This window comes from Pseudomonas sp. TMP9 (assembly GCF_037943105.1).
Classification (GTDB): domain Bacteria; phylum Pseudomonadota; class Gammaproteobacteria; order Pseudomonadales; family Pseudomonadaceae; genus Aquipseudomonas.
In genome coordinates this window covers 3480407-3504127 of the sequence record NZ_CP149803.1, presented here as the reverse complement: position 1 = coordinate 3504127, position 23721 = coordinate 3480407, and the positions used below count along the sequence as shown (strand labels likewise).

The 23721-nt window shown below is 59.0% G+C and carries 18 protein-coding genes and 1 pseudogene; 8 read left to right on the top strand and 11 right to left on the bottom strand.

All coding sequences use genetic code 11. The features are described from left to right. Positions 1–111 precede the first annotated feature (111 nt). Positions 112–465, top strand: coding sequence for a YkgJ family cysteine cluster protein (locus WF513_RS16435; RefSeq protein WP_339080474.1), 354 nt, complete (start codon positions 112–114; stop codon positions 463–465). 6 nt (positions 466–471) lie between these two features. Here the strand turns inward: WF513_RS16435 and dadR are convergent, their stop codons facing one another. Further along, complete coding sequence (gene dadR / locus WF513_RS16430) at positions 472–960, bottom strand: transcriptional regulator DadR (protein WP_090250512.1); 489 nt, start codon at positions 958–960, stop codon at positions 472–474. Between the two features lie 154 nt (positions 961–1114). Between dadR and dadA the strand changes: the two genes are divergently transcribed. From dadA to WF513_RS16405, 5 genes are all read left to right on the top strand, one after another. Next, complete coding sequence (gene dadA / locus WF513_RS16425) at positions 1115–2413, top strand: D-amino acid dehydrogenase (protein WP_339080473.1); 1299 nt, start codon at positions 1115–1117, stop codon at positions 2411–2413. Next, positions 2388–2738 carry a RidA family protein gene (locus tag WF513_RS16420; RefSeq protein ID WP_339080472.1) on the top strand — a complete coding sequence of 117 codons (351 nt, stop codon included), beginning with the start codon at positions 2388–2390 and terminating at the stop codon, positions 2736–2738. The genes dadA and WF513_RS16420 overlap by 26 nt, the downstream gene beginning before the upstream one ends. 150 nt (positions 2739–2888) lie before the next feature. Next, on the top strand, positions 2889–3977 hold the full coding sequence (alr, locus tag WF513_RS16415) for an alanine racemase (RefSeq protein ID WP_339080471.1): 1089 nt from the start codon (positions 2889–2891) through the stop codon (positions 3975–3977). A gap of 101 nt (positions 3978–4078) precedes the next feature. Beyond that, complete coding sequence (locus WF513_RS16410) at positions 4079–4627, top strand: cupin domain-containing protein (protein WP_339080470.1); 549 nt, start codon at positions 4079–4081, stop codon at positions 4625–4627. A 109-nt stretch (positions 4628–4736) separates the two neighbouring features. Next, complete coding sequence (locus WF513_RS16405; protein ID WP_339080469.1) at positions 4737–5159, top strand: c-type cytochrome; 423 nt, start codon at positions 4737–4739, stop codon at positions 5157–5159. Between the two features lie 91 nt (positions 5160–5250). Here WF513_RS16405 and WF513_RS16400 read toward each other — a convergent pair whose 3' ends face one another. Further along, on the bottom strand, positions 5251–5823 hold the full coding sequence (locus WF513_RS16400; RefSeq protein ID WP_339080468.1) for a xanthine phosphoribosyltransferase: 573 nt from the start codon (positions 5821–5823) through the stop codon (positions 5251–5253). A gap of 218 nt (positions 5824–6041) precedes the next feature. Further along, entirely contained in the window at positions 6042–8051 is a 2010-nt protein-coding gene (rep, locus tag WF513_RS16395; protein WP_339080467.1) for a DNA helicase Rep, read from the bottom strand. Between the two features lie 260 nt (positions 8052–8311). Between rep and WF513_RS16390 the strand changes: the two are divergent. Continuing rightward, positions 8312–9979, top strand: a pseudogene (locus WF513_RS16390) (bifunctional diguanylate cyclase/phosphodiesterase). Between the two features lie 15 nt (positions 9980–9994). Here the strand turns inward: WF513_RS16390 and pbpG are convergent. Continuing rightward, positions 9995–10900: a D-alanyl-D-alanine endopeptidase gene (gene pbpG / locus WF513_RS16385; protein WP_339080466.1), complete on the bottom strand. Its 906-nt coding sequence runs from the start codon at positions 10898–10900 to the stop codon at positions 9995–9997. 142 nt (positions 10901–11042) lie between these two features. Between pbpG and chrA the strand changes: the two genes are divergently transcribed. After that, positions 11043–12386 (top strand): chromate efflux transporter, encoded by a 1344-nt coding sequence (gene chrA, locus WF513_RS16380; protein WP_339080465.1) that lies wholly within the window; start codon positions 11043–11045, stop codon positions 12384–12386. Between the two features lie 588 nt (positions 12387–12974). On the opposite strand, the gene WF513_RS16375 is transcribed toward chrA, so the two are convergent. The 7 genes from WF513_RS16375 to WF513_RS16345 form a co-directional block, all read right to left on the bottom strand. After that, positions 12975–14321 carry a glutamine synthetase family protein gene (locus WF513_RS16375; protein ID WP_339083633.1) on the bottom strand — a complete coding sequence of 449 codons (1347 nt, stop codon included), beginning with the start codon at positions 14319–14321 and terminating at the stop codon, positions 12975–12977. A 23-nt stretch (positions 14322–14344) separates the two neighbouring features. After that, positions 14345–14902, bottom strand: a complete 558-nt coding sequence (locus tag WF513_RS16370; RefSeq protein ID WP_339080464.1) for an XRE family transcriptional regulator — start codon at positions 14900–14902, stop codon at positions 14345–14347. A 126-nt stretch (positions 14903–15028) separates the two neighbouring features. Further along, positions 15029–16318 carry an FAD-binding oxidoreductase gene (locus WF513_RS16365; protein ID WP_339080463.1) on the bottom strand — a complete coding sequence of 430 codons (1290 nt, stop codon included), beginning with the start codon at positions 16316–16318 and terminating at the stop codon, positions 15029–15031. Positions 16319–16479: 161 nt separating this feature from the next. Next, entirely contained in the window at positions 16480–16992 is a 513-nt protein-coding gene (locus WF513_RS16360; protein WP_339080462.1) for a fasciclin domain-containing protein, read from the bottom strand. Between the two features lie 190 nt (positions 16993–17182). Further along, on the bottom strand, positions 17183–18835 hold the full coding sequence (locus WF513_RS16355) for a diguanylate cyclase (RefSeq protein ID WP_339080461.1): 1653 nt from the start codon (positions 18833–18835) through the stop codon (positions 17183–17185). Next, positions 18828–19214 (bottom strand): response regulator, encoded by a 387-nt coding sequence (locus tag WF513_RS16350; RefSeq protein WP_339080460.1) that lies wholly within the window; start codon positions 19212–19214, stop codon positions 18828–18830. The genes WF513_RS16355 and WF513_RS16350 overlap by 8 nt, the downstream gene beginning before the upstream one ends. 12 nt (positions 19215–19226) lie before the next feature. Next, positions 19227–23690, bottom strand: coding sequence for a PAS domain S-box protein (locus WF513_RS16345; protein WP_339080459.1), 4464 nt, complete (start codon positions 23688–23690; stop codon positions 19227–19229). Positions 23691–23721 lie beyond the last annotated feature (31 nt).

The window sequence follows — 23721 nt, the reverse complement described above, 5'->3', positions numbered from 1 at the left end:
CCAAGCGGCAATCGCTAATAAATATGTTTTCCGTCGGTTAAATCAGGCCAGATGCCGCGCTGCAAGCTGGTGCGCGGTTACTATGCCGGTCACCGCCTGAGGACGTTACCCATGAGTTGCACCGGCCGCAAAATCGACCAACTGCGGTTACAGATTCCCAGTTTTGCCTGCGTGCCCGGCTGCCATGATTGCTGTGGCCCAGTCACGGCGTCCTCCGAAGAAATGTCGCGCTTACCGGTCAAAAGCGCGGCTGAGCACGATGCTGCACTGGCTGAGTACAACTGCGTGCACTTGGGCCCGCAAGGCTGCACGGTGTATGACCAGCGGCCGTTGATCTGTCGCTTGTTCGGCACCACACCCAGCCTGCCATGCCCGCGTGGTCAGGGGCCTGAGCAGATGATTGAACCGGCGGTGGCAAAGCAGGTGCACAACCTGATTGCCAGCACGCGGCAGGTGTTGGTGTAGGTTGGGCTAGTCGGCAATCGGCAGGCTCAAGCTTTCTTTCACTTCTTCCATGACGATATAGCTCTTCGATTCGCGCACATGCGGCAGCTTGAGCAGGATGTCGCCGAGCAGCTTGCGGTAGCTGGCCATCTCGTTGATCCGTGCCTTCACCAAGTAGTCGAAGTCGCCGGACACTAAATGACATTCCAGCACGTGCGGCAGCTTCAGCACGGCGCGACGAAATTCCTCAAAGGTGTCGCCGGATTTGTAATCCAAGCTGATCTCAACAAACACCAACAGGCTGGCCTTGAGCTGCTGTGGGTTAAGCCTCGCGTGGTAACCCATGATGATGCCTTCGCGCTCCAGGCGCCGCACGCGCTCGGTGCAGGGTGTGGTCGACAGGCCAACGCGCTCACCCAGCTCGGTAAAGCTGATACGCCCGTCTTCCTGCAGGATGCGCAGGATGTTGCGGTCAATCTTGTCCAGTTCACGACGACTCTGGTGCTGAGTGCGCACGGTAGATACCCCTCTGTGTAAGGCAGTATTGCCAATAATTGTCGCCAAATATAGCTGTTTATATAGTGAAATACACTGCTGCTGTCTTCCTATACTGCGTTCAACTTGATCCTAAGAATTATCCGTCGTGATGAGTCACGACGAGGAGAGCAGCATGCGGGTTCTGGTCCTCGGTAGCGGTGTGATTGGTACAGCCAGTGCGTATTACCTGGCGCGCCAAGGTTTCGAAGTGGTGGTGGTCGATCGGCAAAATGCCCCGGCCATGGAAACCAGTTTCGCCAACGCCGGGCAAGTTTCGCCGGGTTATGCTTCGCCATGGGCTGCGCCCGGCGTGCCACTGAAAGCTATCAAGTGGTTGCTGCAAAAGCACGCACCGCTGGCTATTAAGGCCACGGCCGACATCAGCCAATACCTGTGGATGGCGCAAATGCTGCGCAACTGCACCGCCAGTCGTTACGCGGTGAACAAAGAGCGCATGGTGCGTTTGTCCGAGTACAGCCGTGATTGCCTCGACGAGTTACGTGCCGAAACCGGCATCGACTATGAAGGTCGCAGCCTTGGCACCACTCAGCTGTTCCGCACCCAAGCGCAACTGGATAACGCGGCCAAGGACATTGCCGTGCTTAAGCAATCCGGCGTGCCCTATGAGTTGCTCGACCGCGCGGGTATCGCCCGTGTTGAGCCGGCCTTGGCGGCCGTAACTCATAAGTTGGCCGGGGCCCTGCGTTTGCCGAACGACCAGACCGGCGATTGCCAATTGTTCACCCTCAAGCTGGCTGAGATGGCCAAAGACTTAGGCGTGGAATTCCGCTTCGGCCAAGACATTCAACGTATCGAGGCGGTTGGCGATCGAGTTAATGGTGTGTGGATCGACGGTAAGCTGGAAACCGCTGACCGCTACGTGCTCGCCCTCGGCAGCTTCAGCCCGCACCTGCTCAAGCCGCTGGGCATCCGCGCACCGATTTATCCGCTCAAGGGTTATTCGCTGACCGTACCGATCACCAATGCGGCCATGGCCCCGACCTCGACCATCCTTGATGAAACCTACAAGGTGGCCATAACCCGTTTCGATAACCGCATTCGCGTCGGCGGCATGGCGGAGATTGCCGGCTTTGACCTCAGCCTCAACCCGCGTAGGCGTGAAACCTTGGAAATGATCACCACTGATCTCTACCCGCAAGGCGGTGATCTGAGCCAAGCGGAGTTCTGGACCGGTCTGCGCCCTGCCACGCCAGACGGCACGCCAATTATTGGTGCGACCCGCTTGCGTAATTTGTTCCTTAATACCGGCCACGGCACACTGGGCTGGACCATGGCCTGCGGCTCCGGTCGTTTGCTTGCCGATTTGATGGCGAAAAAGCGCCCGCAGATCAGCGCTGAAGGTCTGGATATTGCCCGCTACAGCCGCTCCCAGGAGACTCATAAACATGTCAGTACAGCGCCTGCTCACTGAAAAGCGTCACAGCGAAATCGTTATTCATAACGGCACGGTCTATCTGGCCGGGCAATTGGCCGACGATTACAGCGGCGATATTGCGGCGCAAACCCGCGAAACCTTAGCCAGTACCGACCGTATGCTGGCTGAGGCCGGCAGCGACAAGTCGAAGATTCTCTCCGTGACCATCTATTTGAAAGAGTTGGCCCGCGACTATGCCGGCTTCAACCAGGTATGGGATGCGTGGGTTGCCCCGGGTGCAGCGCCGGCACGCGCTTGCGTTGAGGCCACTCTGTACAAGCCCGAAGTGCTGGTGGAAATCACCGTCGTAGCGGCGCTCTAAGCTGTTTTTGTCGGGATAAGACGTTGCCCGGTTTTGCCGGGCTTTTTTATAAGCCATGCTCGCTGGCCGCCCGCTTGAGCATTGCCGTGCAAGGTTAAAGACAACCTCCGTCACGTTTAACCCTGAAACCTGCTGATAGCCGAGAACATCATGCGTCCCGCCCGTGCGTTGATCGACCTGCAAGCCTTACGACACAACTACCAACTGGCCCGTGAAGCCAGTGGGGCCCGCGCATTGGCGGTGATCAAGGCAGACGCTTACGGCCATGGCGCGGTGCGTTGTGCCCAGGCATTGCAGCGCGACGCCGATGGTTTTGCGGTGGCCTGTATCGAGGAAGCGCTGCAGCTGCGCGAGGCCGGTATTGGTGGGCCGATTCTGTTGCTGGAGGGCTTTTTCGAGGCTGACGAATTACCGCTGATCGAGCAGCACGAACTGTGGTGCGTGGTGCATTCGCCGTGGCAGCTCGATGCCATTGAGCGCAGCGCTGTGCGCCGACCGCTGACGGTCTGGTTAAAGATGGACAGCGGCATGCACCGGGTTGGCCTGCACCCGACGGCGTATCAGGCGGCGTATCAGCGTCTGCTGGCCAGCGGCAGGGTGGCGAACATCACGTTGATGAGCCACTTCGCCCGCGCAGATGAACTGGATTGCCCACGCAGCGAAGAGCAATTGGCGATGTTTCAACACGCGAGTCAGGGCATTGCGGCGCCGGTCAGCGTGCGTAATTCGCCTGCCGTGCTCGGTTGGCCCCAGCTTGAGCTTAAAGAGCAGCCAAGTGATTGGGTTCGCCCCGGCATCATGCTTTACGGCGCCACCCCGTTTGATCAGGCGCAGGCCATGGCCGCACGCTTGCAACCAGTGATGACCTTAGAATCAAAAATCATCAGCGTGCGTGAACTACCGGCCGGTGAACCCGTGGGCTATGGCGCGCGCTTTGTCAGCGAGCGACCGACCCGTGTCGGCGTGGTCGCCATGGGCTATGCCGACGGCTACCCGCGGCATGCTCCGACCGGTACACCGGTGGCGGTAGATGGCCAGCTAACCTGGCTAATCGGCCGGGTATCGATGGACATGCTCACCGTCGACCTTACCGATCTGCCGCACACGGGCCTGGGCAGCCGGGTTGAACTTTGGGGTAAACAGGTGCTGGCCAGCGATGTGGCTCAGCAAGCGGACACCATCCCTTATCAGCTTTTCTGCAACTTAAAACGAGTGCCTCTGCTCTATCTCGGGGGCTAAATGCGCGGTTGTAGATGAGTGTCGAACACCAGTGTTGTAAATTCCGAACGCTATGCCATGATACGGCCTCATTTTCGTATATTCCCCAGGGGGCTCCAGCATTGGACGTCGGTGTTCGACTGCAATCCATTCGTAAACTCAAAGGCCTTTCCCAGCGTGAACTCGCCAAGCGGGCAGGCGTCACCAACAGCACTATTTCGATGATCGAGAAAAACAGCGTAAGCCCCTCGATCAGCTCGTTAAAAAAGGTGTTGGCGGGTATTCCCATGTCGCTGGTGGAGTTCTTCTCCCTAGATGTGGAGCAGGATAGCCAGGCTCAGGTGGTCTATCGCGCGGCTGAACTCACTGACATTTGCAGCGGTGCCATCACCATGAAGTTGGTGGGCAAGGCGCATCCGAGCCGGGCTATTTCCTTCCTCGATGAAACCTACCCCAGCGGCACCGATACCGGCGACGAGATGTACGCCCATGAGGGCGAAGAGGCTGGCATGCTGGTTTCCGGTAAATTAGAGCTGACCGTCGGCAGCGAGATTTTTATTCTTGAGCCGGGCGACAGCTACTACTTTGAGAGCAGCAAGCCGCATCGCTTTCGCAACCCATTCGAGCAACCGGCACGGTTGATCAGTGCTACTACGCCCGCCAACTTTTAAATAACCCTGTGACAATCTGGGTTGTTTCGGCTCTGCTGGCTTACCGTTATACTGCGACCTGCTCGCTAAACAGTGGCCGCGAGCGTGACTAGCCACAAAGAGGTGTACCGTGAACCTGATTAAAAAAATCTTGATAGCACCCGCTGCCGTTCTTGCCTTGTGGGCAGTTACTGCTCAGGCCATGACCAGTGACGAGATTGCTGAACGGCTAAAACCGGTAGGCCAAGTCTGTGTAATGGGCGAGGAATGCAAAGGTGTTGGCGCGGTCGCTGTTGTCGCCGGTGGTGCAGCGCGCTCGGCTGACGACATCATCGCCAAGCATTGCAGTGCCTGCCATATGCCCGGCATTTTGGGTGCGCCAAAAATTGGTGACACGCCAGCGTGGAAGGCTCGTGCCGACAAAGAAGGTGGCGTTGACGCTATCCTGAAAACGGCAATTGCTGGCATCAATGCCATGCCGGCGAAAGGCACGTGTGCTGATTGCACAGACGATGAGCTGCGCAGTGCCATCGTGAAAATGTCCGGCCTGTAACCCGCCAGACACCGTTGCGAAAAAGCCGCCTATTTAAGCGGCTTTTTTGTGGGCGAATCCTACGTTTTGCAGTGTTTATTGCTGTTCTCGGTCACTCAATAAAGCTGACCTGGCCATCTTTGAGCGAGCCGATACGCGCCAGCGATTCAACTCGATAACCCTGTTCATCCAGTTCAGCGCGACCGCGCTGAAACGACTTCTCAATCACCACCCCGATCCCCGCGATGCTCGCACCTGCTTGGCCGATCAGGTCGATCAGCGCACGAGCGGCATGGCCATTGGCGAGGAAATCGTCGATCAGCAGCACGTGATCGCTGGCGTTCAGGTGCTTGGCTGAGATGGCCAGGGTGCTTTCGGTTTGCTTGGTGAAGGAAAACACCTTGGAGATATACAGGTTGTCCGTGAGCGTTACCGATTGGAACTTACGCGCAAAGATCACCGGTACGCCCAGCTCCAAACCCGCCATTACCGCCGGTGCAATGCCAGAAGCCTCGATGGTGACGATCTTACTGATGCCCAGGCCGGCAAAGCGCTGAGCAAATTCATGACCGATTTGTTGCATCAGCTGGGGGTCGATCTGATGGTTTAGAAAGGCATCGACCTTGAGCACGTGCTCTGAGAGTACGGTGCCTTCCTCACGAATCTTCTGTTTCAGCGCTTCCACGCGGTTACCCTCGTTATAAATGTGGCCCGGATGCGCTCCGGGGCGTGTTCTTCTGGCTCGTATACGGCTGCGAGGATTATGTAGGGTGGATGGTGCTTTTTCATCCACCAGTGCGCTTTGGTGGATGGATGAAGCGCCATCCACCCTACGCTTGAGCAAACCTAACTCTCATCGTTTGTCGTTCCTCACGGCCACCCTGCGGGCTGGTGCAGTGGCCTTTATTTCTTGAGCATCGCCCGCATGTTGGCCAGTGCCGAGTTACCGGTGGCGGCTTTGACCTCGGGTGGCGCGTCTTCCAAGCCCTCCCAGACTAAGTCTTCGGGCGGCAGTTCATCGAGAAAACGGCTAGGCGCGCAGTCGATGACCTCGCCGTATTGCTTGCGTTTGGACGCATACGTCATGGTCAGGTTGCGCTTGGCGCGGGTGATGCCGACGTAGGCCAGACGGCGTTCTTCCTCAACCGTATCGGCTTCAATGCTGGAGCGGTGCGGGAGGATTTCTTCCTCCACGCCGAGGATGTACACCGACGGATATTCCAGCCCCTTGGAGGCGTGCAGGGTCATCATTTGCACGCCGTCGGCACCTTCCTCTTCTTCCTGCTGGCGTTCGAGCATGTCGCGCAGCACCAATTTGCCGATGGCGTCTTCGATGGTCATATCGCCGTCTTCGTCGCGCTCTAGGGTATTTTTCAATGCTTCGACGAGGAACCAGACGTTGCCCATGCGCGCGTCGGCAACCTTGTCGTTGGAGGCGTTCTGGCGCAGCCAATTCTCGTAATCGATGTCCATCACCATGCTGCGGATCGCCGCAATGGGGTCGTTCTGCGCGCATTCCTGGCGCACCCGGTCCATCCATTTGGTAAAGCGCGCCAAGCGTTCGGTAAAGCGCGCGTCCAGTGTTTCACCCAAGCCGATTTCTCCGGCGGCGGTATACATGCTGATCTTGCGGCTGGTGGCGTAGTTACCGAGTTTTTCCAGGGTTGTGGAGCCAATTTCGCGGCGCGGCACGTTGATCACGCGCAGGAAGGCGTTGTCGTCGTCCGGGTTAACCAGCAGGCGGAAGTAGCTCATCAGATCCTTCACCTCTTGGCGGGCGAAGAAGCTGGTGCCACCACTCAGGCGATACGGAATCTGATGATGCTGCAGTTTCAGCTCCATCAGTTTGGCCTGGTAGTTACCGCGATAAAGGATGGCGTAGTCGCTGTAGGGCCGGTCAGTGCGCAAATGCTCGGTGAGTATTTCTAGGGCCACGCGCTCGCATTCGGCATCTTCATTCTTGCAGCGGATCACGCGGATGGCGTCGCCCATGCCCATCTCGCTCCACAGCTGCTTTTCGAAGGCATGCGGGTTGTTGGCGATCAGGGTGTTGGCGCACTTGAGGATGCGGCTGGTGGAGCGGTAGTTCTGCTCCAGCATCACTACTTTTAGCGACGGGTAGTCGTCTTTCAGCAGCATCAGGTTTTCCGGGCGCGCACCGCGCCAGGCGTAGATCGATTGGTCATCATCACCGACCACGGTGAACTGGTTACGCATGCCCACCAGCAGCTTCACCAGCAGGTACTGGCTGGCATTGGTGTCTTGATATTCGTCCACCAGCAAATAACGGATACGGTTCTGCCATTTCTCCAAGATGGCCGGGTGCTCTTGGAACAGCTTCACCGGCATCAGAATCAGGTCGTCAAAATCCACCGCGTTATAGGCTTTAAGCGTGCGCTGGTAATGCAGGTAAACGATGGCGGCGGTCTGCTCTTTGGGGTTGCGCGACTCGGCCAGCGCCTGCTCGGGCATGATCAGCTCATTCTTCCAGCTGCCGATGGTGTTTTTAATTTCGTCGGCGCCGTCATCACCGGAATACTCCTTCTGCATGATGTCCGACAGCAGCGCCTTGATATCACCCTCATCAAAGATCGAGAAGCCCGGCTTGTAACCCAGCGCTGCGTATTCTTTACGAATGATGTTCATGCCCAAATTGTGGAAGGTCGACACCGTCAGGCCGCGCGCCTCGGGTCCTTTGAGCAGGCTGCCAACGCGCTCTTTCATCTCCCGCGCCGCCTTGTTGGTAAAGGTCATGGCGACGATATGCCGAGCTTGGACGCCGCAGTTATGCACCAAGTGGGCAATTTTACGGGTGATGACGCTGGTCTTGCCGGAGCCTGCGCCGGCGAGCACCAACAGCGGGCCGCTGACGTAGTTCACGGCTTCCTGCTGCCTGGGGTTCAGTCGAGACATTGAATCAATCGCCAGGCGAAATGGGCGGGCATTTTAACAGGCCTGATACGTTCTGCCGCGAGCGTCTGCAGGTGTGTGGCCGTCCACATAATGGCAAACCGCCACGCTTGGTTAATTTGTGCAATCCAGTACTCTGACGCCACTTTTGCTACTCAGGTGCCGGAAACAGGCGCCACTGACACAGGGATGTGGGTGATTAGACGTCGACTACGACGCACCCGAGCGGCTGCACGCTCTTTATTATTCAGCGGGGGAAGTTCTTGTCCGGGTTTGTTCAACCTTTGCGGTTACTGGTGTTGGCGCAAACGCCAGGCTGGGTCGAGTTACTGCGTGAACGCTTAAGCGCGTTCGGCAGCGCGTATGCATTGATCACAGCGCCGTCTTGGGAGGCTGCCAGTGCGTTGTTTGACACCCCTGATAATGCCTTGTTGTTGACCACCGCCCACTACCTGCCGACCTCCAAGCAGTGTTGCCTGCCGATTATTTTGCTGCTGGATGTCGAGCCTGCAGAAGAGCCGCAAGGGGTGTGCGATTGGTTGGTGCGTGACCGACTGAGCACCGATGTGCTGCTTCGCAGCCTGCGTTATGCCGCCGAGCGCAGCACGCTGCAGCTCGCCTTGCAGCGTTTGGGTGAGCAAGATGCGCTGACGGGGATTGCCAATCGTCAAGGCTTCCAGCGGTTATTGGCCGCACGGCTGGCCGAATACCAAGGCGTCGGGCTCACCCTCGGCCACCTAAATTTAGATAACTTTCGCCATGCCAACGATGCCCTTGGTTATCAGGGTGGCGACCAGTTGATTCAACAGGTTGTCGCACGTATTAAGGCGCACTTGCAGCCCAGCGATCAGTTAGCCCGTCTAGGCAGCGATGAATTTGCCTTGCTGTTGGACAGCCGCCGCGACCCGCAGCACGGCGAACGTTTAGCGGCGCACATTATTGAAGCGCTGGCCTAGCCCTACTGGATTGAGGGTGAAAGCCTGCTCGTCGGCTGCAGCCTGGGGCTGGCCCACGCTTGCGCCGAGAGCGGCGCCGACCCGCTGATGTGGCACGCGTACATCGCCATGCAGCAGGCCAAGAGCCAGCAAGGCTGCACCTTGCATGTCTACGATGAGCGCATCAACCGCAACGCGCGCAGCCGCGCGGACTTAGAAGCTGAACTGCGCCGCGCCTTGCGCCGCGATGAACTGGAGCTGCACTACCAGCCGCGCCTTTGCCTGCAAACAGGCCACATCGTCGGTCTGGAGGCATTAGTGCGCTGGCGGCACAGCGAGCATGGCCTGCTCGGGCCTAATGAATTTATCCCGCTGGCTGAGGAAAGTGGGCTGATTGTGCCGTTGGGCTACTGGGTCATTTCGCGGGCATTACGCGACATGCAATGGTTGCTCGGTCGTGGTGTGCCACCGCTGCACATGGCGGTGAATTTATCCTTCCGTCAGTTTCAGGACAGCCAGTTGTTGCCGACCCTTAGTCGCCTGATCGAAGAGCGCGGGGTGGATGCGCAATGGTTGGAGTTCGAGCTGACGGAAACGGCGGTGATGCGCCGCAGCGATAAAGTGCAGCAGACCATGCTGGCGCTCGGTCGTCTGGGCGTGCGGTTTTCCCTCGACGATTTCGGCACCGGCTTCTCTTCGTTTGAGCACCTTAATAGCCTGCCCATCGCCATGCTGAAAATCGATAAGAGTTTTGTCGCGGGCATGAACGAGCGCGCGGAAAAGCGCCAATTGGTAAAGGCGCTGGTCAACCTGGCGCACAACCTCAACTTGCAGGTGGTCGGCGAAGGCGTGGAAGACGCCGAGCAGCTGGCGCTGCTGCGCCAGTTCGGCTGTGATCAGGTGCAGGGCTACCTGATCAGCAAGGCCTTGCCGCTCAACGAGCTGGCGCGGTATTTGGTGTTTGGTATGCGCCAGCCCCTCCTGGGCCCCAATTAGCCGCTGTCGTTGGGCCTACTGCGCCACCTGAATTTGCCGCTGCGCCAATTTTTGCTGGCGGTAGCTGATGGCAGCGGGTGGCACGGCGGTGATCGTGCCGGTTTCCAACCAGCGCTTAAGGCGGTTGGCGTCGGCCATGTGGGTGTACTTGCCGAAGGCATCCAGCACCACGAATGCCACTGGGCGTTTATTCATGACGGTGTTCATCACCAGGCAGCGGCCCGCCTCACCGGTGTAGCCGGTCTTGCTCAGCTGCACGCTCCAGCCGGGTTTGCGCACCAGGCTGTTGGTGTTGCGAAAACCTAAGGTGTAGTTGGGCTTGCGAAAGGCCTGGGTTTTTTCCGAGGTGGTGCTGAACTGGCTGATCAGCGGGTACTGGCGTGCAGCCTTAAGCATCAATACCAAGTCGCGGGCGCTGGATACATTGTGCTCGGACAAACCCGTCGGCTCGACAAAACGCGAATTGTTCATGCCCAGCGCGAGCGCCTTGGCGTTCATTGCGGCGATAAAGGCGCCGTGGCCGCCCGGGTAATGGTGCGCCAAACTGGCAGCGGCGCGATTTTCCGAGGCCATCAAGGCCAGCAATAGCATATCGCGGCGGCTCAGTTCGCTGCCCACGCGCACGCGGGAGAACACGCCGCGCATTTCTTGGGTGTCGCGAATCATGATCGGCAGCACCTCGTCGAGCGGCAATTTGGCGTCAAGGGTGACCATGGCGGTCATTAACTTGGTGACGGAGGCAATCGGCACTACGCTGTCGGCATTGCGCTCATAGAGCACCTGATTAGTTTGCAAGTCGACCAGCAAGGCACTGCCAGCGGCCAAGTCTTGTTGTTTGGTCGTGGCAGCATGGGCGTGCGAGGCAACAGCAAGGCAACTGCAGATCAGCAGCAGATTTACGAGCGAATGACGGATTTTCACAGGGCGCTTCACGGGCAGGTTGAAGGGGATGGTGTAATGCCGCGCAGTATACGGAAATCGAAGCTGGACTTAAGCCGCGCACACTTAAATCGTCATCAGGGCGCGTTATAGTGCGACCGCATTTATTGCAGTGAGCTGCCCCATGCCTGAGTTATCTGCACCCACAGCACCGCCAGCGGTCAGCCTGCGCGAGGCCTTCTGGTTCTGGTTGAAACTGGGCTTGATCAGTTTTGGCGGGCCGGCCGGGCAGATCGCAATCATGCATCAGGAGTTGGTGGAGAAACGCCGTTGGTTGTCTGAGCGGCGGTTTCTCCATGCACTGAACTACTGCATGTTGCTGCCGGGGCCGGAGGCGCAACAGTTGGCCACTTATATTGGCTGGCTGCTGCACCGCACCTGGGGCGGGGTGATCGCTGGGGTGCTGTTTGTACTGCCCTCGCTGTTTATTCTGATTGGCTTGTCTTGGCTGTATATCGCTTTTGGTGATGTGCCGCTGGTGGCAGGGATTTTTTACGGGATCAAACCGGCGGTCACTGCGATTGTGGCGCAGGCGGCTTGGCGCATCGGCTCCCGCGCGCTGCAGAACAACTGGCTGTGGGGCATTGCCGGGGCATCTTTTGTCGCCATCTTCGCCTTCAACCTGCCGTTCCCATTGATCGTGATAGCCGCCGCGCTTTTGGGTTATTTCGGTGGCCGATTCTTGCCCGAGCAGTTCAGTTTGGGCGGCGGGCATGCGGCGGCGGACAAGTCTTATGGCCCCGCCTTGATTGATGACGATAGCCCGCCGGCGGCGCATACGCGCTTTCGCGCCTCGCGGCTTGCGCTGTTGCTGCTGGTCGGCGCGCTGCTCTGGCTGCTACCGATGGGCCTGCTGACCTGGCTGTATGGCTGGGACGGCAAGCTGACGCAGATGGCCTGGTTCTTCACCAAGGCGGCCCTGCTGACCTTTGGCGGTGCTTATGCGGTGCTGCCGTATGTCTATCAGGGTGCAATCGACCATTACGGTTGGCTAACGCCCACGCAGATGATCGACGGTCTGGCATTGGGCGAAACCACACCGGGGCCGCTGATCATGGTGGTGGCGTTTGTCGCGTTTATTGGTGCTTACCTGCAGCCGGTTTTTGCCGGCGACTCTGGCTTTATCAGCGGGGCAGTAGCGGCAGCGTTGGTCACTTGGTTTACCTTTCTGCCGTCTTTTCTATTCATTCTCGCCGGCGGGCCGCTGGTAGAGTCGACTCATGGCGAGCTGAAGTTCACCGCGCCGCTGACCGCAATCACCGCTGCCGTGGTCGGGGTCATCCTTAATCTGGCGTTGTTCTTTGCCTACCACGTGCTCTGGCCGCAGGGCTTCGACGGTACCTTTGACTGGCCGTCGGCGGTGATCGCCCTGGCAGCGGCGCTGGCGCTGCTGCGCTTCAAGCGAGGGGTGATGGAGGTGCTGCTGGTGTCGGCGCTGGCCGGGCTGGCGGTGTTTCTGCTGCGATAAGGGCTTGGCGCAATGTGCATATGTATGGCTCATACAAACCAGTGAGTAGTCCGGATAAGCGCCAGCGTAATCCGGGTTGGGATGATTCCCGGATTACGCCAAGGCTTATCCAGGCTACGGGGTAATGGCGCTGCGGTTCCTAGCCCATAGCCACAGCCCGACATTTGTAGCCCGGATAAGCGCCAGCGTAATCCGCGAGGGCGGAGGGTTTCTCCGGATTGCGCCAAGGCTTATCCGGGCTACGGGGTGGTAGCACGATGGTTCCAAGCCCACAGCCACAGCCCGACATTTGTAGCCCGGATAAGCGCCAGCGTAATCCGCGAGGGCGAGGGATTACCCGGATTGCGCTAGGGCTTATCCAGGCTACGGGTTGGTAGCCCAGCGGTTCCTAGCCCATAGCCACAGCCCGACATTTGTAGCCCGGATAAGCGCCAGCGTAATCCGCGAGGGCGGAGGGTTTCCCGGATTGCGCTAAGGCTTATCCGGGCTAGGGGTGGTAGCACGATGGTTCCAAGCCCACAGGCACAGCCCGACATTTGTAGCCCGGATAAGCGCCAGCGTAATCCGGGGTGGGGTGTTAGCGTAGGGCTAGAGAAACCAGCGGTATTCCCGTGCGCTGACGTCTTGCATAAAGGCCAGGTGGTCTTGGCGTTTGTTCTCGCAGTAGACCATCACACACTCTTCGCCCAAGCCTTGGTTGACCACCGGGTGATCACGCATGGCGCTGACGGCGCTGAGCATGTCTTGGGGGAAGTCGATGCCGCTTTGGCGATTTTCGTTGAGGGACGCAATCGGTTCCTTAGCAGCATCCAGCCCGTGCTCCATGCCCACTAAAATCGCCGCCAGCACCAAGTAAGGGTTAGCGTCAGCGCCGGCCAAGCGGTGCTCGATGCGCAGGTTTTTACCATCCGATTCAGGAATGCGAATACACGCGTCACGGTCCTCAAAGCCCCAACTGGCGCGGCTGGCGGCGTTGACCATGGCGCCGTAGCGACGGAAGGCGTTGTGGTTGGCGGCGAAGATCGGCATGCAGTGCGGCAGCAATTCTAAGCAGCCGGCCACAGCATGACGCAGCGGGCGCTGTGCATCGGCGGCCAGCAGGTTGTTACCGGCCGCGTCGTACAGGCTGACGTGCACATGCATGCCGCTGCCCGGTGCGTGCAAGTACGGCTTGCTCATAAAGCTGGCGCGCTGGCCGTGTTTAAGCGCCACGCCACGGGTGCTGCGGCAGAACAATGCAGCCCAGTCGGCGGCGCGCAGGCCGTCGTCGCAGTGGCCGAAGTTGATCTCGAACTGGCCGGGACCGAGTTCGGCGGTGATCACGTTGGCGTCCACGCCTTGTTCATTGGCGGCATCGACAATTTCGTGCAGCACATCGGCAAAGCGCGACAGACGCTCGATGTGCATATTTGGCTGGTTATCTTCATCGCCGCACAGCGGGTCGCGGGGGAACTGCGGCAGGCCGTCTTGCAGCGCGCGGTCAAACAAGTAGAACTCTAGCTCGAAGGCCACCACTGGGCGAATACCCCGTGCTGCCAGGCGCTTGAGCACGCGGGCGAGTACTTCACGCGGCTCGAACTCGATCGGTGCCGCAGTGCCATCGGAGCTGATCAGCATTTGCCCCAGCGGTTGGTTTTCCCAGCGCACCGGTTTCAGCGTGCCGGGGATTAGCCGGCGCGGGGCGTCCGGGTCGCCGTCGTTGAAGCAGTAATCGCCAATCGGGTACAGGCCGCCTTGCACCCCCAACAGCACACAGTTCTGCGGGATTTTCAGCGGGCCGCCGGCCGCGACTTTTTCCAGCATGTCGATGGGGTAACGCTTGCCGTAGAAATGCCCGGGAATATCCAGGCTGATCAGGTCGACATAGCGTACGTCTGGGTAAGCCGCGCGGAAGGCACGGACTTCGCTGAGCAGGTCGGGAAATACGGTTGTTATTGTCATGGCGGTATCTGCGCGGGTTAGGTGAAAACCCAGAGCACTCGTGTGGGGGAATCGGAAAGATTGGCATAGCGAAACTGTGCATGCGGCGGCAGCTGGAAACTGTCATTCGGGTTAAGGGTGACGGGCGCAGCGTCTGCGCCGTACCAGATGGTCAGCTCGCCTTCGAGGACGAAACCACCCTGTTCCGAGCTGTCGTTCAAATGCCCTTCACCGCTGGTGGCGCCGGGGTCCAGGCGGCTTTCGAGCATGGAGAAGCCACCGGCCATGGTCGGCGAGGCCAGCACGTCGGTAATGCCACCGGCGTAATGCAGGGTGCGGCGCTCGCCGGGGCGAGTGACCCAGGGCACGTCACGCGGTTTACTCAGGCTGTAGAAATAGGTGGTCGGTACGCCGAGGGTTTCGCTGATGGCGGTGAGGTCAGCCACGGTTGGCCGCGACAAACCGCGCTCGACCTGCGAGAGAAAGCCCACCGAGCGCTCGATGCGTGCGGCCAGCTCACCGAGGGTGAGGTTCTTGTGCTTGCGCAGGTCGCGGATCAAGATCGCCAGGCCGTCGATTTCTTCCTGCATGTCCATGGAATGTCCTTAGGGCGTTTTAACGCCCCTCTCCCGCTTGCGGGAGAGGGGCTGGGGGAGAGGGTCGGCTGCCCCCTCTCCCTAACCCTCTCCCCGAGGGGAGAGGGGAGAGGGGACTGGCCATCATCAAATCACATCACGCAGGCGATACCACGCCTTGCCCACCGCCTCGATCGGCGCAGCCAGCAGGTCACCACCGGGGAAGCGTGGGTTGCTCAGGCCTTGGTACAGCTCAAGCAGATCGCAGTCGCCGAGGATCGCATCGCTGACTGCACGGGCGGCGGCCAGCGTCGGCAAAATGCCGTGGCCGGAGAAGCCCTGCAGCCAATACTTTTGCCCGCTGTGGCCGACGTCCGGGGTGCGCTGCATCGTGCAGTCGATATGCCCGCCCCAGCCATAGTCGATTTGCACGCCGCGCAGTTGCGGAAACACGCGCTCCAGGTAGGGCCGGGTCGCGGCGGGTACGTCTTTGGGGATGCCGCCGAGGTAGGTGCAGCCGCCGCCGAACAGCAGGCGATTGTCTGGGGTTACGCGGAAGTAGTCCGGCACAAACTGGTTGTCGATGGCGCAGGTGCCGCGCGGGAACAACGAACGCGCCAGCTCTGGATCGAGCGGTGCGGTGGCGACCTGGTAGGAGCCGACCGGTAACAGGCGTTTTGCCAGTTGTGGGTCGAGCGTGTCGATATAGGCGTTACAGGCCATGACCAGAACGTCGCTGCGCACTTCACCCTGCTCAGTGCGCACCACAAAGCCGGCTGCCGTTTCGCGGTATTCCAACGCTTTGGTTTGTTCGAAAATCCGCCCGCCGGCCGCCTCAATGGCCGCGGCTAAACCTTGCGCTAATTTCAGGGGGTTGAGGTGGGCAGCACCGCTGTCATACAAAGCAGCCAAGTAACGCGGGCTGGCGATCCATTCGGGGAGTTGTTCTTTAGGGATAAAGCTCAGCTGCGAGTAGCCGTACTTTTGTTCCGCTTCTTCCAATCCTTCCTGCAATTGCTTGACGCGGCGCGGCAGCACAGCGGTGTAGATCGCGCCGCTGCGGTAGTCGATATCAAAGGTGTGACGCTCGGGCAGTTCGCCCATCTCTGTGGCCGCCCAGACCATGCTGTCCCACAGACGGCGTGCGCGTTCTAGGCCGAGGGCCTTTTCGAACGGCGGCATATCGCACGACCAGCCCGGCAACGCTTGCCCGCCGTTGCGCCCAGACGCGGCCCAGGCCAGACGGCTGGCCTCCAAAACCACCACCTTCTTGCCGGCCAATGCCAAACGCAGCGCCGTGTGCAGGCCGCTGAAGCCGCCGCCGATGATCAGCACATCGCACTGTAATGGCTCCTGTAAGCGCGGGCGCAGCGGGATTGTTCCCGGATAGGTCGCCGCGTAATAGGTGTCGATATGCTGGGCGGATTGCTTGAACATGGTGCGCCTCGTGAAATTCTATTTAAATAATTTCATGAAAATATACGCTACAAATTTCATAAGACCAAGCTCAGTCGCATTTTACTGAGCTGCAGACAAGAAAAAGGCCGGCCCCAAATGGGGTCGGCCTTGATGGTCTGCGCGGGTGTTTAGCCGCGTGGTTACTTCGGCAGTACAACCGAATCGATCACGTGAATCACACCATTGCTGGTCTCAATGTCGGCACTGATGACCGAGGCGCCATCGACGGTGACACCGTTGCTGGTGTCCAGCGTGAGTTCACCACCTTGTACAGTTTTTAGCGCGGTTTTACCGGCCAGATCAGCGGCCATCATCTTGCCCGGTACGACGTGGTAAGTGAGCACGGCGGAGAGCTTTTCTTTGTCAGCAAGCAAGGCGTCGAGGTCAGCCTTAGGGATTTTGGCAAAGGCGGCATCATTGGGCGCGAAGACAGTGAACGGGCCCTCACCTTTGAGGGTTTCAACCAGGCCTGCTGCGGTGACAGCCGTTACCAGCGTGTTGAACTGGCCGGCGGCGACAGCGGTGTCGACGATATCTTTCTTAGCGCCGTGATCGGCGGCAAAGGCTGGCAGTGCAGCGAAGGTAAGGGCGGCAGTGGTCAGCATCAGCGTGCGCTTGAGGCGTTGGGAAGTCGTAGTCAGTTGAGCAAACATAGGAATCTCCTGATACAGGGTTAATTGTTTTGCACAGTGTTTGTACAACAATCAGACGCGAAGTTCCGCCTTCGACATGATTTGTAAAGTTTGAGCGGCGCGCGCAGTTCAGCAACACATGCCGGCAAGAACGTCTTGCCGGCATGGGAGTGGCGCAGAGGGCGTGTGCTGAGAGGGCGTATAAATGCGGCTAGCGGACTTGATTACGGCCGCCATTTTTAGCGGCATAGAGTGCTTGGTCGGCCTTATCCAGCAGCTCGCTGGCATCGGTTGAGGGGGTTTCGGTTGATGCGATACCCGCACTTAGGGTCACCGAGAACTCGCTGCCACCGGCAATAAAGGTTAATTCAGCGAAGCGCAGGCGGATTTCATCCAGCACCCGCAAGGCTTGCTCGGCGGTGCAGTCGGGCAGCACCACGAGGAACTCCTCACCGCCGTAACGGCCCAGGCTGTCGATACGGCGCAAGCGTTGGCGCAACAGATTAGCCAGGGCGCGAATGACGTTATCGCCAGCGGCGTGGCCATGGTTGTCGTTAACCTTTTTGAAAAAGTCGATATCCAGCATGCCCACGCTGGCTGGTTTGCCGCTGCGCTGCGCGCGCTCCAGCTCAACGGCCGCTTGCTCTTTAATATCGGCGTGCTTAAGCAGGCCGGTCAGGCTGTCGCGCGACAGCGCGTTGCTCAGCAGGCGCGCGCGCTGGGCGCGGGAGAATACGGTGGCGACGAGGGCGTTATCGGAAATGGGTTTAGTGACGAAGTCATCCCCGGCTTTGATCAGGGCGCTCAGTTGCCGGTTGATGTCGGTTTCCGCTGACAAGTAGATGATCGGTACGCGCAGCCAGTCATCGTTCATGCGGATGATTTGTGCCAGCTCAGGGCCGGTGCAGCCGGGCATGTTGACGTCCAGCAGAACCACTTCGGGGTTGAAGTCACGCATATGGCTGAAGATGTTGGCAGGCTCATGCAGCATCTCTACCCGCATATTGGCGCCGCGCAAAATCAGGCTAAAACGGTTGGCCAATTCGCGGTCATCATCAATGACCAGCACCCGGTAAGGTTCGCCTTGTTGCTGGGCGAAGCAGCGCTCTAGGCGGTTTTCCAGCTGGGGAATGTCCACCGGTTTGGTGAAAAAACCCAAGGCGCCAACGCGCACAGCCTCTAGGTGAGTATCAAAGTTGCCTTGGGTGGAGGTCACCAGCAGCGGTAATGGCTCATCCAGACGCTGTTGCACGCTGGCGGCATATTCCAGGCCGGTAAGCGTTTCGTCGGGTAGGTTAACGTCGACGATCAGCGCATCCGGCAGTTGCTGTTGCAAGGCGTTATCGAGTTCGGCAATACGGGTGAAGTGTTCGGCCTGATAGCCGAAGTTATTCAGCGTCAGGCGCATGTTTTCGCCGATGGCGTACTGATCTTCGAGGATATAAATACGCCGCGCGCATTCAGACGCTTTGCCCAGCGCTGCCGGCGGCGGCAAGGACGCTTGCTCAGGGTCAGGCTGCAACGCTTGCGTGGCCAGTTGCTGCAGGCTGCGGCTGAAGTCTTGCAGGCTTTGTTGTTCCTGTTGCAGGATGGCCAGCCAGTGCTCGGCCTGCTGCTCCAGCTCACGGGCACGCTGGCCGAGGCGGCTAAAGCCGAAGGTGCCGGCGCCGCCGGCGAGTTTATGCAGCTGGTCGCGCACGGTTTGCAAGTGCTGCAACTGCTCGTGCAGTTCAACAGTTTGCAGCAGGCGTTCGGCATGCTGCCCCAGTGCGGGTAACTCTTGCTGCATGCGCAGGGTAAATGCGTTGTTTAACTGTTGCAGGTGCTGTTGCAACTGATCGGCAGCAGGCTTGCCCTTATTCATGGGCCTGGCTCCAGATTTTGCGCACCTGTGCGGCCAGTTGCATGGGGTCGAAAGGTTTGATGATCACGTCACGGGCCCCCAGGCTGCGGTAATAGGTGATTTCAGCGGGTTGCACCTTGGCCGTCATAAAGGCCACTGGCACGTGGTTAATGTCGATCAGTCGGGCGATGTGCGCCAAAGTTTGTGGCCCATCCATGCCCGGCATCATCACGTCCAGCAGGATAAAATCTGGGGCAAAATCTTGCACGTGGTCCAGCGCTTCCTGCCCGGAGGCGCAACTGAGCACTTGAAAACCGCCCACGACCTCAAGTGCCAGCCTGGCTACGGCTTGGATCGAAGGGTCGTCTTCCACATGCAGGATTCGCTGTAGTTCAGGCATACCAGTTGTGTCCTAGGGGCGTGATGGCGATTCGGCTTTCGCCTCTGCAGCCAGATTAGTCAGTTCGAACCAGAATGTCGCACCTTTGCCGGCCGTAGAGTCAAAGCCAATGTGACCATGCATGCGCTCGATAATTTCTTTGCTGATGGCCAGGCCCAAGCCGGTGCCGCCTTTATGTCGGGTATCGGTGCCATCGGCCTGTGAAAATTTGCTGAAAATGCGGGTCTGGAAGTTTTCCGGCACGCCGTTGCCGTAGTCGCGGACGCTCACCCGCACACGTTCGTCGTGTTGCGTCACAAAAACTTCCACGGTCTGCCCTTGGGGCGAGAACTTCGCCGCGTTCGACAGCAGGTTGGCCAGTACCTGGGCCAAGCGCAGTTTATCAACCTGCACACACGCGTCGGTGGCTGGGCCTTGTAGCAGCAGTTGCACCTGATAGCGGCTGGCATAAGGTTGGTTTTCTGCAATCGCTTGCTCCAGCAGCGGTTGCAGTGCTTCTTTGTGCAGCTCAAAAGACATCTTGCCGGCCACCAGCTTGTCCATGTCGAGCAGGTCGTTGATCAGCAGGTTGAGGCGCTGGCTGTTGTCTTGAGCGACCTGCAACATCTGCTGCATGTTGCTCGGCACGGCGCCGAGTACGCCACCATTGACCAAGCCGAGGGCACCGGCAATGGCGGTCAGCGGGGTACGCAATTCGTGACTAACGGTTGAAATAAACTCATTTTTCATCCGCTCAATGCGTTTGCGTTCTTCGATATCGCGGATCACTGCAATAAAGCGCCGTTCGCCTTGGTAGCTGATTTGCGAAACGGCCAGCTCGATGGTGAAAGGTTCGCCGTCGCGACGCAGGGCAGTCATCTCGATATCCTTGCCGAGCATCCGCTGAATACGGGTTTTTAAAAAATGGATGATGTCTGGGCTGCGCATTGAACGTTGCGGCTCTGGCAGCATCAGGGTGACGCTCTGGCCAACGATCTCCTGATGGCTGTAACCGAAAATACGTTCAGCGGCACGGTTAAAGGTTTCGATATTGCCCTGCTGGTCGATGGTGATGATCGCATCCAGCACGTTGTCGAGCAGGGTGCGCAGGTAGTCCTCACGTTCGCGGATGGCCATCTCATTGGCGATACGCTCACTGAAGTCTTGAATCTGTGAGACGAAGTGCACGGGTTGGTTATTGCTATCCCGCACCAGCGCCACGCTGAGCAAGACCCAGATAATTCGCCCCTGGCTGTCCAGGTAACGTTTTTCCATCTGGTAGGTGGTGATTTTCCCGGCGAGTAGCTCTTTGATGAACTGCAGGTCTGCACCCAAGTCATCGGGGTGGGTGATGTGCTGGAAATCTGTGCGCAGCAGCTGTTCGCGGCTGTAGCTGAGCATCACACAGAGCTGCTCGTTGACGTCCATCCACTTGCCGTCTAAAGACACCAGCGCCATGCCTTGGGGGGCAATGCTAAAGGCGTTGCTGAAGCGTTGTTGGCTGAGTTGCAGTTGGTCTTCCACGGATTTACGGTCGCTGATGTCCCAGATAAACCCCGAAATCCATTGCAGCTGGCCGGCACTGTTGTATTCACCGCGGCCCTTTTCCCTGATCCACACACTGTGGCCATCGGCGTGCAGCAGGCGGTAGGTCAGCTCGAAGGCCTCTTGGCGTTCGATGGCGCTTACCGCGGCAAAGGTACTGGCCAGATCGTCGGGGTGCACCACGCTGGAGAAACTGCGCACGCGGTTGTTAATAAAGTCACTGGCTGGGTAGCCACACAGCGCCTCAATTTCGTCGCTTAAATAGCTCATGGTCCAGTCGGCATCGCTGTGGCAGCGGTATACGGCTCCCGGCAGGTTAGCCACCAGGCCACGGAAGCGACTTTCACTCTTTTGCAGGGCGCGGGTGGTTTGTTGCAGGTCGTTAATGTCGCTAGCGATGCCCAGGTAGCCGGTGATGTGGCCCTGGTTGTCACGCATGGCACTGACGGTGAGGTTGACGATGCGTTGTTCGCCATTCTTGCGACAGTAGGTCCATCGCCGGGTTTCAGGCTCACCTTGGGCTGGTCTGGTGGTGAATACCGCAAACCCACTGATCTCGGTACCGAGTTGCTGGCTGAGTTGAGTGCTGCGGGTTTGTAGCTCTTCGCTCAAATGGAACAGCGATGGGTTGTGTTGGCCAATGACCTCGGCACTGCTGTAACCCAGCAGGCGTTCTGCCCCAGCGTTGAACAGGGTGATCAGGCCAGCCGTGTCGGTGGTGATAATGGAGACGCCGGTGGCCGAGTCCAGCACCGCCTGCAGATAGCGCCGCGCATCGCGCGTTTTCTCTTCTTGTTGCATGCGTTCAAGGGTGGCGCTGACCCAGCGTGCGAAAAGGCGCATGAACTCTTTATCAGCCTCATCGAAGGCGCTGCGGTGTGCCTCGCTGGAGGCATAGCAAATTGTGCCAAAGCACTGACCGGCGACCCAGATGCTGGTGCCGATATAGCTTTCTAAGGCGAATAATGGGTAGCAAGGGTGCGCGGCATGTTCACTTTCGCCCATGGTCGCAATGGCAAAGACATCACTGCCTTGCAGGGCAATGCTGCAGTAAGTGTCGCCCAAGGCAAAGCGCTGTCCGTCTTGCAGGCTGTCTGGTGGTGAGACGTGCACCATCACACGGTACGCCTGCGCCTCAATCTGGCTGATGATGCCGATTGGCATGTCGAAGAACGCCGCGCCCAGTTGCAAGGCTTGGCGCAATTGCTCTTGAGTGCCTGGGTTAGGCAGCGCGGCAATTTCATTGAGTGCACGCAGAGCCGCTTGCTGACGCTCGGTGCGCTGCTGGGCCAGCTCCCGTTGGCCGTCACGGCGCAGTGCTTCGAGCAACTGGCCCAAGGTGGTGAGCAGGGGCTGCAGCTGATCGGTAAAGTCGTCGCCGTAGCCACCCTCGCGGTTAGCCAAGCCGAGCATGCCCAGTAGCTCGCCTTTTGCACGAATCGGCAGGCCGGCGAAGGCCAGTAGTGGCGGATGTCCCGGTGGCAAGCCCGCGCGTTTAGGGTGGTTGGCTGGATCGTTTGTGATCAGTGGCTGACCGCTGCGAATGACCTGGCCGAACAGGCTGTCGAGGTTACGAAACTCCAAACCCTGCGTGGCATGGGTGTCATAGAAGGCTCGTGTATCCGCATCCCACGCGATATTGCTGATGGCAAAGGTGCGCAGGTAAGGTGCGTCTGCGTCATCCCGCAAAATTTCACCGATAAAACCGAACTGACTGGCACTGACCTCAAGAATGCGCCTGAGCAGTGTGTCAAAAGCCTCACGTTGATTGTGCTGGTTGATATAGGCCGCTTGTACCTCGCTGATCAGCCCAAGCAGCTGGTTCGCGTTTGCGGTTTGCTGGTGCCTGTCTTCGAGTTCCGCGTGGTGGCGGCGCATAACCTTTTGGCTGCTAAGCCGAGTGGCCTGCAGCAGTACTAGCAGCAGCGCCTCTGCGGCGAGCCAAGCCAGCAGCCATTTAATGATCAACCAACGCTGATCGTGCACGTGTTGGTCGACCAGCGCGCTGATATCACGCCACGTCAGGACGCGTATGGCGCTGTCGATAGCGCTTATACCGGACTGATAGTCGCTCATACGGATTTGGTTAAGCAGGTAGGTGCGCCCCTCATCGCTCATCAGCTTGAAGGTGTTACCCGCCTCGGGGTCAGGCAGGCGTTGCTGCGTGTGCCAGGTTTGCAGGTGTAAGTTGGGCGTACCCGCCAGTTGCCAGTCATCGTCATCGGCTGCGGGCATGCGCAGGTGCTCGCTACTGCTGCCGGGCATGTGTGTTGAGCGTTTGAGCAGCAGGGCAACGCCATCATTTATTTCGTCACCCAGTGATTGCAGGTCGCTCGGCATCATAAGGCTGACCTCCAGCGCCCCGACGTTAAGTCGGCCGGCGAGGCTCTCGACATGCAGGGGTACGATGGCGCGTATGCTCAGGCTTTGCTTATCAGCCACTAGGCCGATGGTGGTCAAAGAGTGACTTAGGCTGTCGAGCACTATGCGCCGTTGCAGGGCGGGGGCGTCGGCAAACCATTGCGGCTGATGGACCCTTAGCAGCACATTGGCGCGGGGAGCCAGATGCACATAAAGCTCGAAAGGCCGCGCGCTTTGCAGGTTGCGCCAACGTGGGGCGAGGCGAGTTTGCAGCTGGCTACGGATGGCGCTCAGGCGTTGCTCGTCCGGCTGTTGGCCTTGCTCTAAGGCATAGGCCTGGCGCACCAGTTCAACCAGCCACGCGTCTGCCGCGATTGTTTCTGCGAGCAGCTGCGCTTGCTGCTGCAGCTCCTGCTGGCTGTTACGCAGGGCCAATATTTGCCGTTCATGCTGTTGGGCTATTTGCAGGTCCCAGAGGCTTTCTTGCTGCTTAAGCGCAAAGCCGCCCAGCAGGCTGAAAAAGACGGCTAGGCCCAAGCTGCCAAGGCCAACAATCCAGCGGATGGCGCTGGGTTTGGTGTGCTTATCCATCGATCAGCCCCATCACGGTTGTGCAGATGAA